We start from the raw sequence: 17,178 nt of genomic DNA on the forward strand, positions 1-17,178 counted from the left end.
CCTCACCGCTTCGAGTCGAGGACCCTGAGCGCGGTGGCCGTGAAGATGCGCGCAGCGATCGCGACGCTGTCCTCGTCGATGAGGAGGTCGCCCTGATGGAGGTCGTAGGTGGTGCCCCCGGGCGTGCGTGTGCCCATGCGCACGAGCGCCCCGGGAACGTGCGTGAGGTACCACGCGAAGTCCTCCCCGCCCATCGACTGCGGGGTCAGCTGCACGGAGTGCTCTCCGAGTTCGGCCCGCACGGCCGCTTCGATGAGCGCGACCTGGTCCTCGGTGTTGACGACCGGGGGGACGCCGCGGCGGTGGTCGAGTTCGACCTTGACCCCGTACGGGCCGGCGATGCGCTCGACGAGGTCGGGCAGCACCTCGGCGACCTGGTTCCAGCCGTCGACGTCGAGGCACCGCAGGGTTCCGCGCAGCACTCCCTCGGAGGGGACGACGTTGGCGGCGTGGCCGGCGCTGATCTCACCCCAGACGAGCGAGATCGCATGCCGGGGGTCGATGAGACGACCGAGCGTCGAGGGCAGGTCGGTGGCGAGCTTGCCGAGCGCGTAGACGAGGTCCTCGGTGAGGTGGGGCCGCGAGGTGTGGCCGCCGTGGCCGGTGAGCCGGATGAGGACGGTGTCGCCGGCGGCGGTGATCGCCCCGATGCGCGAACCGATCCGGCCGACGTCGACGTTGGGGTCGCAGTGGACGGCGTAGATCTCGGGGACGTCGTCGAGGACGCCCTGGGAGATGACGCGCAGCGCCCCGCCCGGAGTGACCTCCTCGCCCGGCTGAAAGATCAGGCGCACCCGTCCCCCGAGGCCGCCCGGAGTGCTCTCGTGGGCCCGCTGCAGGGCGATGCCGGCGCCGAGGAGGCCGGTGAGGTGGACGTCGTGTCCGCACGCATGGGCGACCCCGGGCACGGTCGAGGCGAACTCCTCGGCGATGAGGTCGTCGATGGGCAGGGCGTCGATGTCGGCGCGCAGGGCGAGCGCGATGGGTCCCTCACCGATGTCGCAGATCAGCCCTGTTCCCTCGAGGTGGACCGGGGTCAGTCCCGCGGCCTCGAGGCGGGCGACGAGCTTGTCCGTCGTCGCGGACTCCCGGAAGGAGAGCTCCGGATGCGAGTGGATGTCGCGGCGGAAGTCGATGAGCTCGGGGCCGATCTCCGCGATCGTGGAGGCGATGACGCTCGCGGGAGTCGCCGCTGCGGCGCCGTCGGCGGCAGCCGTCGCGTCGGCGGTGACGCGCTGCTGGGAGCCAGCGGCATTCGCGCGCGACCGGGTGCCTGCGACGCTGGGAGGCTCTCCGTCGTGGATCGCTGTGCTGGGATCGGGGTTGAGTGACATTGAGGCCATGCTAGACACTGGCGCGCGGGTTTGGACCCCTCGTGACCAAATTCGACACGTTCGGTGACTTCGCTCCCTCCCCAGCCGCGCCCCTCAGGCGGTCTGGGCGCTCGTGCGGGCGGCGAGGAGGCGGAGTTCGCAGGAGTCCGGGGTGAGGAACGGTTCGACCTCGTCGATCGTCAGCGGCCCGGGGACCTGGGCGAGGATGTCGCGGAGCAGCCGCGCATGGACGGCACACGCCATGGTCCGCTCGTCACCGTCGAGCTGGAGGTGCGGGCACGCGGCGAGCGAGACGCGCAGCTCGGTCTCGTCGGCGACGGGTTCGAGTCCGCAGTCGTCGAGGTGCTCGAGAAGGGTCTCGAACTGGTCTCCCGCGTCCTCGCCGAGGTCGCGCACCCGCTGTGGCCGGCACGACATGCCGATCCGCCGCAGCACCGGACCGAGGCGGCGGGCCTCATCGATGCGCTTCCGCGCCGCCGGGTTCATCTGCGCATCGTCGACGGCCCGGTAGACGGTCGGGGGTCTGCCGCGGGTGCCGCAGGGCCGGGGCCGGGAGCTGACGAGGCCTTCGGCGATGAGGACGCCGAGGTGGTCGCGGACGGTGTTGACGTGGAGGCCGACCGCCTCGGCGAGCTCCTTGAGGGAGCGGTCGGGGTGCTCCTGGACGGCGCCGAGGAGGCGCACTCGGTTGGGCTCGGTGAGTCCTCTGTAGTCGGTGGTCCTGCGCGGCATGGCGGCATCCTGTTCCTCGGCGTCGAACGCACCACTATTCTACGCCGCGTAGAAAAGTGGGACAACGGCTGTGGTCACAGCGCCGAACGGACGGTCACGGCCGAATAAACACGGTCGAAGCCCAAGCATGCTGCGCGCCCCGCTGCCACCCTGGAGCCAACGAACCGCCCCCTGACGAAGGATCCCCATGCAGCTCAGCCCGCAGTCACACGAGATCGTGGCGGCCACGGCCGGCGTCGTCGCCGCGCACGCCGACGAGATCACCTCGGTGTTCTACCCCTCGATGTTCGAGGCCCACCCTGAGCTCCTCAACATCTTCAACACCGCCAATCAGGCCGTCGGCGAGCAGCCGAAGGCCCTCGCGGCCTCGGTCGTCGCCTTCGCCGTCCAGCTCATCGACCCCGACGCCCCCGACTTCACCCCGGTGCTCAATCGGATCGCCCACAAGCACGTCTCGCTCGGGATCAGGGCCTCGGAGTACCTCGTCGTCGGCAAGTACCTGCTCGGCGCGGTGAAGACCGTGCTCGGCGATGCCGTCACCGACGAGGTCGCCGCCGCGTGGGACGAGGTGTACTGGCTCTTCGCCACGGCCCTCATCGCCGAGGAGGCGAGGCTCTACGCGCAGGGCGGCACGGATCCCGAGCACCCGTGGCGCGACTACCGGGTCGTCGAGCGCTTCGACGAATCCGACGAGGTCTTCTCCCTCCTGCTCGCCCCCGTCTCCGGCGAGGTGCCGAGCCACCGCACCGGTCAGTACGTCGCGATCCTCGTCGAGCTCCCCGACGGTTCGACCCAGCCGCGGCAGTACACGATCTCCTCGGGTCCCCGTGGGGACTCGCTGCGGGTGACGATCAAGCGGGTCCGCGGCGTCGGCGGGGCGCCGGATGGTGTCGTCTCGGGCTGGCTGTTCGACAATGCCGAGCCGGGCACCGTCCTCAAGCTCTCGCAGCCGGCCGGCGACGTCGTCCTCGGCGAGTCCGACGCTCCGCTCGTCCTCGTCTCCGCGGGCATCGGGATCACCCCGATCGCCGCGATCATGGAGGACCTCTCGCGGCGCCAGCCCGACCGCACGGTGCGCCTCTACCACGCGGACCGCTCACACGCCCATCACGCGCTCTACGCCGGATTGCGCCGGCAGATCCTCGCGATGACCGATGCGCAGGCGCTCAACTGGTACGAGGAGGGCGCGACCGAGGCTCCGACCCTCCACCCCGCGCGCAGCGGCTTCATGGACCTCAGCGGCATCGCCGTGCCCGCCGAGGCAGAGGTGTTCATGTGCGGTCCCCTGCCGTTCATGCAGGCGACGAGGCTCGCGCTCATCGACAAAGGCGTGCCCGCCGAGCGCATCCACTACGAGGTCTTCGGACCCGACCTCTGGGCGCAGAGCCCGAAGTGAGGCTCAGAGCAGGTCGTCGAGGCCGCGCTCACCGGCCAGAGACACCGCCTTCTTGACGTCCTGGGCATGTGAGCGGGAGGTGATGAGGAGGACGTCCTCGGTGTCGACGACGACGAGGTCCTCGAGTCCGACGATGGCGACGGTGCGCGGCTGCTCGGAGAAGACGACGCCCGAGGCGTCGACTTCGAGGAGGTCGCAGGACCCGCCGATCGAGATGACCCCGCGCGGTTCGCCGGGCACGGGCTGACGCAGCCGGGCGACGGAGTCGAAGTCGCCGACGTCGTCCCAGCCGAAGTCGCCGGGGATGACGATGACGCGACCGGCCTCGGCGGCGGGTTCGGCGACGACGTAGTCGATGGCGCGCTTCTCCAGGCCCGGCCACACCTCGGCGAGCACGGCGTCACGGGATTCCGTGTCCCACGCCTCGGCGATCTGCGACAGGCCCTCGAAGAGGGTCGGGTCCTCCGTCCGGAGGATCTCGAGGAGGGCCGAGGCCTTGGCGATGAACATGCCGGCGTTCCAGCGGTAGCGGCCGGAGTCGACGTAGCGGCGGGCCGTGCTCGCGGCCGGCTTCTCCGCGAACGCGAGCGCCCGGCGGGCGGTGGGAGCGCCGGGGATGCCGAGCAGACTGCCGGTCTTGATGTAGCCGTAGGCGGTCGCGGGGTTCCGGGGCATGATGCCGACGGTCACGATGTCACCGGTCTCCGCGGCTGCGCAGGCCTGTTCGATGACGGAACGGAATTCGTCGACGTTCGTGATCGAGTGGTCCGCGGAGAACGAGCCGACGATCGCCTCGGGGTCGGTCTTCGCGATGAGGAGGGTCGCCAATCCGATGGCCGCGGCGGAGTCCTTCGGCGAAGGCTCGGCGACGATGCGGCTCAGGCACAGTTCGGGCAGCTGCTCGGCGACCTGGTCGAGGTGGCTCTCACCGGTGACGACCCAGACGTTGTCATCGCCGACGAGCGGGGCGACCCGATCCCACGTCGACTGGAGAAGGCTGCGTCCGGTGCCGAGCACGTCGTGGAGGAACTTCGGGGATGCCTTGCGGGAGAGCGGCCAGAGCCGGGTTCCGGATCCGCCCGCGGGGATGATGGCGTGGAAGTGCGTGTTCACCCCCTCAGTGTCTCAGAGTCCGGGCACCGCCTCTGCGAAGTTCTCCGCCGTGTCGGGGTGAGGAGAACCCGAGCGCACCGGGCCGCGAATTACCGCACATGAATATGCGGTAAATCGCCGTCCCAGCACGCGGAATCAGTCGCTGTGAGGGAACTGCCAGGGTCTGGGTGTGATCCATCCCGCTCAGCGGCGGACCGACTGGCAACTGCGGGGCGTTGGGCGTAGTTTCATGTTGTACATCGTCGATTCATCCAAGATGGAGGATGCTCCGTGGCCCAAGCGTCAACGAGCACTCTGTACCGCGGTGGAGAAGGAATGTGGTCCTGGGTCGCGCATCGCGTCACAGGCGTCGGAATCTTCTTCTTCCTGCTGGTCCACGTGCTCGACACAGCACTCGTTCGCGTTTCCCCCGAGGCGTACAACGCCGTCATCGGGACGTACAAGACGCCGATCATGGCCTTCGGGGAGATCGCCCTCGTCGCCGCGATCGCCTTCCATGCGTTCAACGGCCTGCGCGTCATCCTCATCGACTTCTCCAAGGGCGGACCGAAGAACCAGAAGAAGCTGTTCTGGGGGGTCATGATCCTCTGGCTCATCGTCATGGTCGCGTTCGTGCCCCGCCAGCTGATGCACACGTTCGGAGGCTGATATGAGCACAACATCGATTCCGGCGCCCCGCACCGGTTACTCCCGCCACAAGTCCACGCGCTCGAAGTTCGAGATGTTCGCGTGGCTCTTCATGCGTCTGTCGGGCATCGTGCTCGTCATCCTCATCTTCGGGCACCTCTTCGTCAACCTCTGGGCCGGCGAAGGCGTCCAGCAGATCGACTTCGGCTTCGTCGCCGGCAAGTGGGCGAGCCCGTTCTGGCAGATCTGGGACCTCCTCATGCTCTGGCTGGCGATGCTGCACGGCACGAACGGCCTGCGCACGATCATCATGGACTACGCCGAGAAGCCCGGCACCCGGATGAGCCTCCAGCTCATCCTCTACATCGCCTCGGCGGTCATCCTCGTGCTCGGCACGCTCGTCATCTTCACCTTCGATCCCTGCCCTGCCGGAGCCGACCCCGCGCTGCTCGCGTCGTTCTGCCAGGCCTAAAGGAGAAACATGCAGGTACATCACTACGACGTCGTCATCGTCGGCGCCGGTGGCGCTGGCATGCGCGCCGCCATCGAGTCGGGTCAGCGGGCCCGCACCGCGGTCCTGACCAAGCTCTACCCCACCCGTTCCCACACCGGCGCCGCCCAGGGCGGTATGTGCGCGGCCCTGGCGAACGTGGAGGAGGACAACTGGGAGTGGCACACCTTCGACACCGTCAAGGGCGGTGACTACCTCGTCGACCAGGATGCCGCCGAGGTGATGGCAAAGGAGGCCATCGACGCCGTCCTCGATCTCGAGAAGATGGGGCTGCCGTTCAACCGCACCCCCGAGGGCAAGATCGACCAGCGCCGCTTCGGCGGTCACACCCGTGACCACGGCAAGGCACCGGTGCGCCGGTCCTGCTACGCCGCCGACCGCACCGGCCACATGATCCTCCAGACCCTCTACCAGAACTGTGTCAAGCACGGGGTGGAGTTCTACAACGAGTTCTACGTCCTCGACCTCGTCATGACCGAGGTCGACGGAGTCCGTCGTCCCGCCGGCGTCGTCGCCTACGAACTCGCGACCGGTGAGATCCACGTCTTCCAGGCCAAGTCCGTCGTCTTCGCCACCGGCGGCGTCGGCAAGGTCTTCAAGACCACCTCGAACGCCCACACGCTCACCGGCGACGGCATGGCCGTGACCTACAACCGCGGCATCCCGCTCGAGGACATGGAGTTCTTCCAGTTCCACCCGACAGGTCTCGCCGGTCTCGGCATCCTCCTGTCCGAGGCCGCCCGCGGTGAGGGTGCGATCCTGCGCAACTCCGAGGGTGAGCGCTTCATGGAGCGCTACGCCCCGACGATCAAGGACCTCGCTCCGCGTGACATCGTCGCCCGGTCGATGGCCAACGAGGTCCGCGAAGGCCGCGGCGCCGGTCCGAACAAGGACTACGTCCTCCTCGACCTCACCCACCTCGAGCCCTCGCACATCGACGAGAAGCTGCCCGACATCACCGAGTTCGCCCGCACCTACCTCGGTGTCGAGCCCTACACGGAGCCGGTGCCGGTCTTCCCGACCGCGCACTACGCGATGGGCGGCATTCCGACGAACATCGCCTCCGAGGTGCTCGCCGACAACGACACCGTCATCCCCGGCCTCTTCGCCGCCGGCGAGTGCGCGTGCGTGTCCGTCCACGGCTCGAACCGCCTGGGCACGAACTCCCTGCTCGACATCAACGTCTTCGGCAAGCGTGCGGGCATCGCCGCCGCCGAATACGCCAAGGGCGCCGACATGGTCGAACTGCCCGAGGACCCTCAGGCCGACACGGTCGCCGTGCTCGAGCGCCTGCGGACCTCCGACGGACCCGAGCGCATCGGCGCGATCCGCAAGGACCTGCAGGAGATCATGGACGCCAACGTCCAGGTGTTCCGCACCGACGAGACGCTGCGCGAGGCGCTCGCGGAGATCGAGAAGCTCCGTGCCCGCTACGACAACGTCGGCATCCAGGACCGCGGCAAGCGCTACAACCTCGACCTGCTCGAAGCCGTCGAGCTCGGCTTCCTGCTCGAACTCGCCGAGGTCATCACGGTGGCAGCGATCCACCGCAAGGAGTCCCGCGGCGGTCACTTCCGCGAGGACTTCCCGAACCGTGACGACGAGAACTTCATGCACCACACCATGACGTACCTCGATCCGGAATCGGAGGCCGAAGGGATCCCGGGCATGCGCCTGGAGACCAAGCCCGTCGTCGTCACCCGTTACCAGCCGATGGAGCGTAAGTACTGATGAGCACCGAAACCACCACCCCGGAGCCGGCGTCGAAGGTCGACCTCCCCTCGCATGTGAGCGGAGACCAGGGAGAGATCCCGTCCTTCGACTGCACCTTCCGCATCGCCCGCTTCGATCCCGAGACGGACGAAGCACCGCACTGGGAGGAGTACAAGGTCACGATGTACGGCACCGACCGTGTGCTCGATGCCCTGCACAAGATCAAGTGGGAGATCGACGGTTCGCTGTCCTTCCGCCGCTCGTGCGCCCACGGCGTGTGCGGGTCCGATGCCATGCGCATCAACGGCCGCAACCGCCTGGCCTGCAAGACCCTGCTCAAGGACCTCGACACGAACAAGGTCATCACCGTCGAGGCGATCAAGGGCCTTCCGCTCGAGAAGGACCTCATCGTCGACATGGAGCCCTTCTTCCAGTCGTACCGCGAGATCATGCCGTTCCTCATCACCTCCGGTCATGAGCCCACGCGCGAGCGCCTGCAGTCTGCTGAGCAGCGCGAGGCCTTCGACGACACGACGAAGTGCATCCTCTGTGCTTCGTGCACCTCGTCGTGCCCCGTGTTCTGGACCGACGGCCAGTACTTCGGTCCGGCCGCGATCGTCAACGCGCACCGCTTCATCTTCGACTCGCGTGACGAGGGTGGCGACATGCGCCTCGAGATCCTCAACGACAAGGAAGGCGTGTGGCGTTGCCGCACGACGTTCAACTGCACCGATGCCTGCCCGCGCGGCATCGAGATCACCAAGGCCATCGCCGAGGTGAAGCAGGCGATCCTCCAGCGCGCGTTCTGATCCAGCGCTGATCCGGCATCGGTCGGATCCCCCTGGGATCGACCGGATCCCCCGCCGAGGCGGCCGTGCACAGGCACGGCCGCCTTCGTCGGTTTCCCCGTCGCTTCGGGGATGCGAAACCTGAGGATCGGCGACACCGAGGATCCGTACACTGGTCGGCATGCGCTCTGCTTCTCCGACCGTTCGCTGCGCCCCGCGTGTCCTTGCCGCCTCGCGCCCGCGCGCCGTCACCGCCGCGATCCTCACGCTGTTCCTCGTCCTCACACAGCTCGTCCTCTCCCCCGGCACCTCGCATGCTCAGCCCGAGCCGACCGAGAAGGGGGAGAAGATCTACGTCACGCGGTCCGACCTCGGCGACGGAACGAAGCCACCGGCACCGATCGGCACCGCATGGCTCGTCGGGGACCTCGACTCCGGGGAGCTGCAGGTGGCCGAGAACATCGATGTCCGGCATGCGCCGGCGTCGACGATCAAGCTGCTCACGGCGCTCGCGCTCGTCGACGTCCTCAATGACCCCGAGCAGAAGGTCGAAGCGACGTTCGAGGACATGGAGATCGACGGGACGAAGGTCGGGCTCATGCAGAAGAACTCGTACACTGTCGACACCCTCTTCCACGCGATGCTCATGTCGAGCGCCAACGATGCGGCCAATGCGCTCGGTCGGGCCGCCGGCGGGCAGGAGAAGGCCGTGGCGCTGATGAACGAGAAGGCGAAGTCGCTGGGGATGACGAACACGCGCGCGGCCAACACCACCGGCCTCGACGACCCCGACCAGTACACGACGGTCTCCGACATGATGAAGCTCGCCTGGGCGGTGACCGAGAACGAGCGGCTGATGGAGATCATCGGCACGCAGACGTATAAGTTCCCGGGTGGGACGAACCCGGAGACGAAGGAGAAGTTCAAGGGCTACGAGATCCAGAACCACACGAAGGTCGTCGGTCAGGTCGAGGGCGGCCTCGGGCTGAAGAACGGGTACACGAAGGCCGCGAAGGGCTCCTACATCGCCGTGGCCGAACGCGACGGCAGACGGGTCGTCTCCGCGCTGCTCGGGTCGGAGAACAACTCCCGGCAGGCCGCCGTCGACCTCCTCGAATGGGACTTCGCACAGACGAACCCGGAGACGCTGGCCACGGTGCCGGTCGGACCGGCGGCGACGCCGAGTCCGACGGCCACGGCCTCGGGCAGCGGCAGCGACGCCGGCGGGACCGCCGACGCCGATGCCGCGCCGTCTGCCGAGGCAGCCGGGAATGAGACCTCGGTTCCGTGGGGCGGGGTGCTGCCGTTCGTCCTCCTCGGCGGGGGTGTCGTCCTCCTCATCGCAGCGATCCTGCTCTGGGGGCGTCTGCGGAAACGGCATCGCACGCTGAGCTGAGGCGTCGTTTTGACTCCCGACGCTTGGAGGGTCTACTCTGGTCACTTGCGCTCGAAGCGTCCGTGACCGCCCTGGCATGCATCGGCCGGGCGACGACGGAGACGGCAGGCCGATCATGACGGCCGCCGACCGAGACGAACCACCACGGACACCGTGTCTCTTCGCAGTGCAGTCCCGTCACCGTCGGGATCGACCCGCATCACGGTGAACCCCGCAGGAGAATGCGACGACGACCGTTGCAGGAATCCTGCCGTCTTCCGGCGACCACCCATCGCCGAGCACCGGCGACCACCCATCGCCGCATCAACCACACGACAGGGCCCAGGCGTCGTTGCCTGTCCTGTCGTCGACAGAAAGGAGGGGAACCCATGTCTGAGTTCCCACAGTGGGTCCAGCGTGCCGTCGAGCATGCCGGCCTCATCGACCCGCAGATCAGCACGGAGCACGGGGAGGTCACGATCAGTGACGCCACCGGCCGCACCGTCCTGTTCACCGGTTCGGCGCTGCGTGAGACCACGCCGCTGGCTGCCTGAGCGCAGCCTCCGCCGGAGCGGAGCAGCGCACTGCCGGGTCTGACGCAGTGCGCCCGCTCCCCCGGCACCGACCACGACGCCCGGATCATGTGCCTCCTTGTTCGAGGATCATGATCCGGGCGTCTTTGCGTCCCCGAAAATGAACAGGTACCTTGTCTTTTCGGGCGAGCGCACGACTCGTCTCGACCGGCACGAGAATCCCTTTCCAGGAAGCGAGGACGACCCTAGTGACACCCTCTCTCGCAACGATCCTCGACCGCCTCCGACGGCCCGAGACGGTCACGGATCTCATCCAAGTCGCCAAGACGGTCATCGCCGCCACTCTCGGGTGGTGGCTTTCGGTGGCCGTCCTCGACTCGCAGATGCCGTTCCTCGCCCCGTGGGCCGCACTCCTCACCGTCCATGCGACGATCCACCGCTCGGTCGCACGCGGAGCGCAGACGATGGTCGCCTCGGTCGCCGGGGTCGCGATGTCCTTCGTCATCGGCAACTGGCTCGGGGTGAGCCTCTGGACGTTCGGCTTCGCCCTCCTCGTCGGGGTCCTCCTCGCCCGTCTTCCGTGGATCCGGGAGGAGGGCATCGCGATCGCGACGACGGCGATCTTCGTCCTCGGCAGCGGATTCGACAGTCAGGAGCCGTTCCTCCTCGAACGCATCGTCGAGCTCGCGATCGGCGTCGGAGTCGGTGTGGGGGTGAACTTCCTCATCGTCCCACCGATGCGCGACCAGCAGGCGGCGGAGCACATCGACAGCGTCAACCGGCGCATCGGCGAGGTGCTGGAGAACATGGGTGATGAATTCGCCGTGTCCTGGGACACTGATCGGGCTGGGGTCTGGTTCGCGGAGACGGAATCGATGAGCGGTGAACTCTCCGCCGCGTGGCAGACGGTACACCTGGCGAGTGAGTCCAGGCGGGCGAATCCCCGGACCCGACTGCGGTCGCTGCGGCGGGTGCTGCGTCGGCACGACGACGAGCCCTCGGAGGTCGCCGAGCTCAGCTATGAGAACATCCTCCAGCGTCTCGACGAAGGGGTCTCCCACGTCCGCCACCTTGCGCGCACTCTCCACGCAGCGACCTACGATGACGGCGACTGGGACGAGACCTTCCGCGAGCGCTGGGCTGCGATCGTCGGCGACGCCGGCCGGGCGGTCGCCGACCCCGACGCCGAGGTCGCTCCCATCCACGCCCGCCTCGACGAGCTCTCCGCGGAGCTCTCGGACGGTGAGGAGCTGCCGCAGCGGGCATGGCCGCTCTACGGGGCGCTCATCACGAGCGTGCGCCACATCGCCGTCATCGTCGACGATGTCGCCTCGGCACGCCGAGCCCGGGACGCCGAAGAATCACCGACTGAATCGGCTCACGTCTGAGGGTGGTCCTCGTCGTCGAGGCCGACCTCGACGGACTGTTCGGCCACATCGGCGCCATCGGCCTCGCGGACCGCGGGGAACGATCCGGTCGGCTGCGCGTCCTCACCCGTGGGCTCCGTGCCGACGACGCCCTCGGGGTCGTCGAGGTCCTGTGCCTGCTCCATCCGGTCCGGCTCGGGCACTTCGCTGAACGACTGCACTGAGTTCACGATTCCTCCTTGAGACGGGACGGCCATGGGGGTACTCGTGATCGTAACCGCGTGGGCGCGCATGTCAAGGAGAAAGCAGAGGCGGCCCGGTCGATCGACCGGGCCGCCAGTCGGCAGCGCGCTGCTGTGAGGGTCAGCGACTCAGAAGTCCCAGTCCTCGTCCTGGGTGTTCTCGGCCTTGCCGATGACGTAGGACGACCCGGAGCCGGAGAAGAAGTCGTGGTTCTCATCGCTGTTGGGCGAGAGCGCCGCGAGGATCGCCGGGTTGACGTCCGTGACCTCCTTGGGGAACATCGCCTCGTAGCCGAGGTTCATCAGCGCCTTGTTCGCGTTGTAGTGGAGGAACTTCTTGCAGTCCTCGGCCAGTCCCACCGAATCGTAGAGCTCGTGGGTGTAGGAGACCTCGTTCTCGTAGAGCTCGAAGAGGAGGTTCATCGTGTAGTCCTTGAGCTCCTGACGGCGCTCCGCGGTCTGCGACTCGAGTCCCCGCTGGTACTTGTAGCCGATGTAGTACCCATGGACGGCCTCATCGCGGATGATGAGGCGGATGAGGTCGGCGGTGTTCGTCAGCTTCGCATGCGACGACCAGTACATCGGCAGGTAGAACCCGGAATAGAAGAGGAACGACTCGAGCAGCGTCGAGGCGACCTTGCGCTTGAGCGGATCATCACCCCGGTAGTAGCTGAGGATGATGTCGGCCTTCTGCTGCAGGTACGTGTTCTCCCGCGACCAGCGGAACGCCTCGTCGATCTCCTTCGTCGAGGTCAGGGTCGAGAAGATCGACGAGTACGACTTCGCGTGGACGCTCTCCATGAAGGCGATGTTCGTGAGCACGGCCTCCTCGTGCGGGGTCACCGCATCGGGGATGAGCGAGATCGCGCCGACCGTGCCCTGGATCGTGTCGAGCAGGGTCAGCCCGGTGAAGACGCGCATCGTCAGCATCTTCTCCTCATCGGTCAGCGTCGCCCACGAGGGGACGTCGTTGCTCAGCGGCACCTTCTCCGGCAGCCAGAAGTTGCCGGTGAGGCGGTCCCAGACGTCGTCGTCGACCGGATCGACGACGCGGTTCCAGTTGATGGCGTCGACGTGTGAGGCCAGGGTGAGGTTTTCCACGGAGGTGTTCTCTCTTCTTAGTTCGTCAGTTCAGCGGGGTGTCAGCGGTCGGTCGGCGTCACAGCATGCACGAGACGCAGCCGTCGACCTCGGTGCCCTGCAGCGCGAGCTGACGCAGGCGGATGTAGTAGATCGTCTTGATGCCCTTGCGCCACGCGTAGATCTGTGCCTTGTTGATGTCGCGCGTCGTCGCGGTGTCCATGAAGAACAGCGTCAGGGACAGGCCCTGGTCGACGTGCTTCGTCGCCTCGGCGTACGTGTCGATGATCTTCTCGTAGCCGATCTCGTAGGCGTCCTGGTAGTACTCGAGGTTGTCGTTGTCCATGAAGGGAGCCGGGTAGTAGACGCGCCCGATCTTGCCCTCCTTGCGGATCTCGATCTTCGAGGCCACCGGGTGGATCGACGAGGTCGAGTTGTTGATGTAGGAGATCGACCCGGTCGGCGGCACGGCCTGGAGGTTCTGGTTGTAGATGCCGTGCTCGGCGACCGCTGCCTTGAGCTCACGCCAGTCGTCCTGGGTGGGGATGTGCACGCCCGCCTCGGCGAAGAGCTCGGCGACCCGCGCCGTCCGCGGCTCCCATGTCTCATCGATGTACTTGTCGAAGTACTCACCGGTCGCGTACTTCGAACGCTCGAAGCCGGCGAACGCAGAGCCGCGCTCCTTCGCGATCTCCATCGACGCCCGCACGCAGTGGTAGGCGACGGTGTAGAAGTACATGTTCGTGAAGTCGAGGCCCTCGTCGGAGCCGTAGTAGACGTGCTCACGGGCGAGGTAGCCGTGGAGGTTCATCTGGCCGAGCCCGATCGCGTGCGACATGTCGTTGCCTCGGGCGATCGAGGGCACCGACTGGATGTCCGAGGTCTCGGCGACGGCGGTGAGTCCGCGGATCGCGGTCTCGACGGTGCGCCCGAAGTCCTCGGAGTCCATCGTCAGGGCGATGTTGAGCGACCCGAGGTTGCACGAGATGTCCTTGCCGACGACGTCGTAGCCCAGATCCTCGTCGTACTTCGACGGTTCGGAGACCTGGAGGATCTCCGAGCAGAGGTTCGACATGATGATCTTGCCGTCGATCGGGTTCGCCCGGTTCACCGTGTCCTCGAACATGATGTACGGGTAGCCGGACTCGAACTGGATCTCCGCGAGCGTCTGGAAGAACTCGCGGGCGTTGATCTTCTTCTTCCGGATCGAGGCGTTGTCGACCATCTCCTCGTACTTCTCCGTGACGTCGACGTCGGAGAACGGGATCCCGTAGACGCGTTCGACGTCGTAGGGGCTGAAGAGGTACATGTCCTCGTTGCGCTTGGCGAGCTCGAACGTGATGTCGGGGATGACGACGCCGAGCGAGAGGGTCTTGATCCGGATCTTCTCATCCGCGTTCTCTCGCTTGGTGTCGAGGAAGCTGTAGATGTCCGGGTGGTGGGCGTGGATGTAGACCGCGCCCGCGCCCTGACGCGCACCGAGCTGGTTGGCGTAGGAGAAGGAGTCCTCGAGCAGCTTCATCACGGGGATGACACCCGAGGACTGGTTCTCGATCTTCTTGATCGGAGCACCGGACTCGCGGATGTTCGTCAGGCTGAAGGCCACGCCGCCGCCGCGCTTGGACAGCTGCAGGGCCGAGTTGATCGAGCGGCCGATCGACTCCATGTTGTCCTCGATGCGCAGGAGGAAGCACGAGACGAGCTCGCCGCGCTGCTTCTTCCCGGCGTTGAGGAAGGTCGGGGTGGCCGGCTGGAAGCGGCCGGTGATGATCTCGTCGACGAGCTGCGTCGCGAGCGTCTCGTCCCCGCGGGCGAGGAAGAGGGCGACCATGACGACGCGGTCCTCGAAGCGCTCGAGGTAGCGCTTGCCGTCGAAGGTCTTGAGCGTGTACGAGGTGTAGAACTTGAACGCGCCGAGGAACGTCTGGAAGCGGAACTTGTGCGAGTACGCGCGCTTCGACAGGGACTCGATGAAGTCGAAGGAGTACTGCTCCAAGACCTCCGGCTCGTAGTAGTCCTTCTCAACGAGGTAGTCGAGCTTCTCCTTGAGATCGTGGAAGAAGACCGTGTTGTTGTTGACGTGCTGAAGGAAGTACTGGCGCGCAGCCTGTTTGTCCCGCTCGAACTGGATCCGCCCGTCCATGTCGTAGAGATTCAGCATGGCATTGAGCGCATGGTAGTCGAGGTCCGTCTCTTCGCGGATGATGTCCTCTACATTGCGGTCTTCAGCGAGCTCTCGCACAGTTTGTCCAATCCTAGGTTCACATCCGCGACCTCCTCGGGGGTGCCGAGGAGTTCGACGCGGTACAGCAGGGGAACGTGGCATTTCGCGGCGACCTTGATCGCCGCCTTGCAGTATTCGGCTCCGAAGTTCGTGTTTCCGGCGCCGATGACGCCGACGAGGTGCCGGCGGTTCGATTCGATGTTGAGGAACTTGATCACCTGTTTGGGCACGGCCCCGCGGTTGGGACCGGCACCGTAGGTGGGGGTGACGAGCACGAAAGGCTCGTCGACCAGCAGCGTCTCATCCTTCGTCAGCAGCGGCAGACGGCGGGAGGGATGATCGAGCTTGCCCACGAAGCGGTGGGTGTACTCGGACGAGCTGGAGTAGTAGACGACGAGCATCTCAGGCCACGACGGTGGCCGCCGTCTGCTGGCCGGCGAGGGCGGCGATCTTGTCGGGACGGAAGCCCGACCAGTGGTCGCTGTCGGTGACGACGACCGGCGCCTGCATGTAGCCCATGGCCTTGACGACGTCGAGGGCGTTCTCGTCGACGCTGAGGTCGACCGTGGTGTACTTCAGTCCCTTGGCGTCGAGCGCACGGTAGGTGGCGTTGCACTGGACACAAGCGGGCTTGGTGTACACGGTGATCATGGCGACTCCTCGTCTCTGTGCTGGATGGGTGTTTCCGATGGGTGGGCCATGCCGGCGACGCGGCCTCCCGAGTGGGAGGGATCACTGTCAAGGCGACCGGCGATGACCACTAGATGTTGTGTTCGGGTACGAGCCTACCCCTATATCCAGTGTTACACCAGTGTGATTAGCACCGTCCACACCCTGTGCCCGAAGTCCTCCACAGTCGTCCACAGGCTGTGAACGACAACGGTGTAGTTCGATCACCAGCGCGGACACGCGCGACTCCGGGCGAGACAGCGATTCGGGGTCGGGATCCGGGCTGGGTTATCCACCGTTGTCCACAGGAAAAATTCGTTCCCTGTGGGCGTGTTGCCCGGCGTGTCGACGACTGTGTCCGGACCTTCACACTATGTGTCGGTACTGACACGAGAACACCCAGTCACGTGTCAGGGTCCGCTCCTATGCTGGGTACCGACAGCAACGACGACCACGAGAGGGCAGCACGCGCATGACGGCAACGGCACCGGCCAACACGCAGGAGATCGCCCACGCGAAGTCCCTCCTCAGCGGGCTCGAATCGTATCTCGACCACTTCGTCGTCGGGCAGCAGCGACTGCGCGAGTCCCTGCTCATCGGCCTCCTCTCCGGCGGCCACCTCCTCCTCGAGAGCGTCCCCGGACTCGCGAAGACCACGGCGGCCGCCGCCCTCGCCAACGCCGTCGACGGGAAGTTCTCCCGCATCCAGTGCACCCCCGACCTGCTGCCGGCGGACATCATCGGCTCGCAGATCTACAACGCCCGCGAAGGCTCCTTCAACACCGTCCTCGGTCCCGTCCACGCCAACATCGTCCTCCTCGACGAGATCAACCGCTCCTCGGCGAAGACGCAGTCGGCGATGCTCGAGGCGATGCAGGAGCGGCAGACGACGATCGGCGGACAGCGCTTCGACCTGCCCAGGCCCTTCCTCGTCATGGCCACCCAGAACCCCATCGAGCAGGAGGGCACCTACCAGCTGCCCGAAGCCCAGCTCGACCGCTTCATGATCAAGGATCTCCTCACCCACCCGAGCCCGAACGAAGAGGTCGAGATCCTCGCCCGCCTCGACTCCGGGGTCTTCGACAAGGACTCCGTGCCCGCGGCCTCGTGCACGCTCGAGGACGTCATGACGATGCAGCGCTACGCGCGCACCATCTACATCGACCCCTCGATCACCCGTTACCTCGTCGAACTCGTCCACGCCACGCGCAATACGCAGAAGTACCTCGGTCGCCTCGCCCCCTACATCGAGTACGGGGCCAGCCCGCGCGCCTCGATCGCCTTCACCAACGCCGGGCGGGCGCTGGCGATGATCCGCGGTCGCAACTACGTCATCCCCGAGGACATCAAGGATCTCGCGCACCGCGTCCTCGCCCACCGCATCCAGCTCAACTTCGAGGCCGCCGCGGAGAACATCACGAGCGCCCAGGTCGTCGATGCCCTCCTCATGGCAGTGCCGACCCCGTGACCAGGT

Annotated in this window: 17 protein-coding genes; 9 read left to right on the forward strand and 8 right to left on the reverse strand. The window is 66.6% G+C overall.

Annotated elements, in window-relative coordinates; genetic code table 11:
* Positions 1-2 precede the first annotated feature (2 nt).
* Positions 3-1,334, reverse strand: a complete 1,332-nt coding sequence (locus BC102111_RS16740) for an amidohydrolase (RefSeq protein WP_009379478.1) — start codon at positions 1,332-1,334, stop codon at positions 3-5.
* A 93-nt stretch (positions 1,335-1,427) separates the two neighbouring features.
* The gene (locus tag BC102111_RS16745; protein WP_009379480.1) at positions 1,428-2,066 is read right to left on the reverse strand and encodes a helix-turn-helix domain-containing protein; all 639 of its coding nucleotides are present in this window, start codon (positions 2,064-2,066) and stop codon (positions 1,428-1,430) included.
* 187 nt (positions 2,067-2,253) lie between these two features.
* Here BC102111_RS16745 and BC102111_RS16750 point away from each other — a divergent pair, with 187 nt between their 5' ends.
* The gene (locus BC102111_RS16750; protein ID WP_009379482.1) at positions 2,254-3,462 is read left to right on the forward strand and encodes a globin domain-containing protein; all 1,209 of its coding nucleotides are present in this window, start codon (positions 2,254-2,256) and stop codon (positions 3,460-3,462) included.
* A gap of 3 nt (positions 3,463-3,465) precedes the next feature.
* Here BC102111_RS16750 and BC102111_RS16755 read toward each other — a convergent pair whose 3' ends face one another.
* Positions 3,466-4,575, reverse strand: coding sequence for a mannose-1-phosphate guanylyltransferase (locus BC102111_RS16755; RefSeq protein ID WP_009379484.1), 1,110 nt, complete (start codon positions 4,573-4,575; stop codon positions 3,466-3,468).
* A 270-nt stretch (positions 4,576-4,845) separates the two neighbouring features.
* Between BC102111_RS16755 and sdhC the strand changes: the two genes are divergently transcribed.
* The 7 genes from sdhC to BC102111_RS16785 all read left to right on the forward strand — a co-directional run bounded on the left by sdhC (position 4,846) and on the right by BC102111_RS16785 (position 11,510).
* Entirely contained in the window at positions 4,846-5,223 is a 378-nt protein-coding gene (gene sdhC, locus BC102111_RS16760; RefSeq protein WP_009379486.1) for a succinate dehydrogenase, cytochrome b556 subunit, read from the forward strand.
* Position 5,224: 1 nt separating this feature from the next.
* Complete coding sequence (locus BC102111_RS16765; protein WP_009379489.1) at positions 5,225-5,674, forward strand: succinate dehydrogenase hydrophobic membrane anchor subunit; 450 nt, start codon at positions 5,225-5,227, stop codon at positions 5,672-5,674.
* Positions 5,675-5,683: 9 nt separating this feature from the next.
* Positions 5,684-7,444, forward strand: coding sequence for a succinate dehydrogenase flavoprotein subunit (sdhA, locus tag BC102111_RS16770; protein ID WP_009379491.1), 1,761 nt, complete (start codon positions 5,684-5,686; stop codon positions 7,442-7,444).
* On the forward strand, positions 7,444-8,235 hold the full coding sequence (locus BC102111_RS16775; RefSeq protein ID WP_009379493.1) for a succinate dehydrogenase iron-sulfur subunit: 792 nt from the start codon (positions 7,444-7,446) through the stop codon (positions 8,233-8,235). Before sdhA ends, BC102111_RS16775 begins: the two co-directional genes overlap by 1 nt.
* 160 nt (positions 8,236-8,395) lie before the next feature.
* Positions 8,396-9,610, forward strand: a complete 1,215-nt coding sequence (locus BC102111_RS16780) for a D-alanyl-D-alanine carboxypeptidase family protein (RefSeq protein WP_009379494.1) — start codon at positions 8,396-8,398, stop codon at positions 9,608-9,610.
* A gap of 368 nt (positions 9,611-9,978) precedes the next feature.
* Positions 9,979-10,143, forward strand: coding sequence for a hypothetical protein (locus tag BC102111_RS17855; RefSeq protein ID WP_156491127.1), 165 nt, complete (start codon positions 9,979-9,981; stop codon positions 10,141-10,143).
* Between the two features lie 227 nt (positions 10,144-10,370).
* Positions 10,371-11,510 (forward strand): FUSC family protein, encoded by a 1,140-nt coding sequence (locus BC102111_RS16785; RefSeq protein WP_009379496.1) that lies wholly within the window; start codon positions 10,371-10,373, stop codon positions 11,508-11,510.
* Here BC102111_RS16785 and BC102111_RS16790 read toward each other — a convergent pair.
* The 5 genes from BC102111_RS16790 to nrdH all read right to left on the reverse strand — a co-directional run bounded on the left by BC102111_RS16790 (position 11,501) and on the right by nrdH (position 15,686).
* Positions 11,501-11,719 carry an Rv3202a family protein gene (locus BC102111_RS16790; protein ID WP_009379498.1) on the reverse strand — a complete coding sequence of 73 codons (219 nt, stop codon included), beginning with the start codon at positions 11,717-11,719 and terminating at the stop codon, positions 11,501-11,503. The genes BC102111_RS16785 and BC102111_RS16790 overlap by 10 nt on opposite strands.
* Before the next feature lie 141 nt (positions 11,720-11,860).
* Positions 11,861-12,832 carry a class 1b ribonucleoside-diphosphate reductase subunit beta gene (gene nrdF, locus BC102111_RS16795; RefSeq protein ID WP_009379500.1) on the reverse strand — a complete coding sequence of 324 codons (972 nt, stop codon included), beginning with the start codon at positions 12,830-12,832 and terminating at the stop codon, positions 11,861-11,863.
* 58 nt (positions 12,833-12,890) lie between these two features.
* Positions 12,891-15,137, reverse strand: a complete 2,247-nt coding sequence (nrdE, locus tag BC102111_RS16800; protein WP_179952599.1) for a class 1b ribonucleoside-diphosphate reductase subunit alpha — start codon at positions 15,135-15,137, stop codon at positions 12,891-12,893.
* Positions 15,023-15,436 carry a class Ib ribonucleoside-diphosphate reductase assembly flavoprotein NrdI gene (nrdI, locus tag BC102111_RS16805; protein WP_009379509.1) on the reverse strand — a complete coding sequence of 138 codons (414 nt, stop codon included), beginning with the start codon at positions 15,434-15,436 and terminating at the stop codon, positions 15,023-15,025. Before nrdI ends, nrdE begins: the two co-directional genes overlap by 115 nt.
* A gap of 1 nt (position 15,437) precedes the next feature.
* The gene (gene nrdH, locus BC102111_RS16810; protein WP_009379512.1) at positions 15,438-15,686 is read right to left on the reverse strand and encodes a glutaredoxin-like protein NrdH; all 249 of its coding nucleotides are present in this window, start codon (positions 15,684-15,686) and stop codon (positions 15,438-15,440) included.
* A gap of 490 nt (positions 15,687-16,176) precedes the next feature.
* Here nrdH and BC102111_RS16815 point away from each other — a divergent pair, with 490 nt between their 5' ends.
* Positions 16,177-17,172 carry an AAA family ATPase gene (locus BC102111_RS16815; protein ID WP_009379514.1) on the forward strand — a complete coding sequence of 332 codons (996 nt, stop codon included), beginning with the start codon at positions 16,177-16,179 and terminating at the stop codon, positions 17,170-17,172.
* Positions 17,173-17,178 lie beyond the last annotated feature (6 nt).

It is taken from the genome of Brevibacterium casei CIP 102111 (assembly GCF_900169275.1).
GTDB classification, from domain to species: domain Bacteria; phylum Actinomycetota; class Actinomycetes; order Actinomycetales; family Brevibacteriaceae; genus Brevibacterium; species Brevibacterium casei.

Excerpts from the sequence above, each read along its gene's own strand:
- BC102111_RS16740 (WP_009379478.1), bottom strand. The coding sequence starts at position 1,334 with ATGTCACTCAACCCCGATCCCAGCACAGCGATCCACGACGGAGAGCCT.
- BC102111_RS16745 (WP_009379480.1), bottom strand. The coding sequence starts at position 2,066 with ATGCCGCGCAGGACCACCGACTACAGAGGACTCACCGAGCCCAACCGA.
- BC102111_RS16750 (WP_009379482.1), top strand. The coding sequence starts at position 2,254 with ATGCAGCTCAGCCCGCAGTCACACGAGATCGTGGCGGCCACGGCCGGC.
- BC102111_RS16765 (WP_009379489.1), top strand. The coding sequence starts at position 5,225 with ATGAGCACAACATCGATTCCGGCGCCCCGCACCGGTTACTCCCGCCAC.
- sdhA (WP_009379491.1), top strand. The coding sequence starts at position 5,684 with ATGCAGGTACATCACTACGACGTCGTCATCGTCGGCGCCGGTGGCGCT.
- BC102111_RS16775 (WP_009379493.1), top strand. The coding sequence starts at position 7,444 with ATGAGCACCGAAACCACCACCCCGGAGCCGGCGTCGAAGGTCGACCTC.
- BC102111_RS16780 (WP_009379494.1), top strand. The coding sequence starts at position 8,396 with ATGCGCTCTGCTTCTCCGACCGTTCGCTGCGCCCCGCGTGTCCTTGCC.
- BC102111_RS17855 (WP_156491127.1), top strand. The coding sequence starts at position 9,979 with ATGTCTGAGTTCCCACAGTGGGTCCAGCGTGCCGTCGAGCATGCCGGC.
- nrdE (WP_179952599.1), bottom strand. The coding sequence starts at position 15,137 with ATGCCACGTTCCCCTGCTGTACCGCGTCGAACTCCTCGGCACCCCCGA.
- nrdI (WP_009379509.1), bottom strand. The coding sequence starts at position 15,436 with ATGCTCGTCGTCTACTACTCCAGCTCGTCCGAGTACACCCACCGCTTC.
- nrdH (WP_009379512.1), bottom strand. The coding sequence starts at position 15,686 with ATGATCACCGTGTACACCAAGCCCGCTTGTGTCCAGTGCAACGCCACC.
- BC102111_RS16815 (WP_009379514.1), top strand. The coding sequence starts at position 16,177 with ATGACGGCAACGGCACCGGCCAACACGCAGGAGATCGCCCACGCGAAG.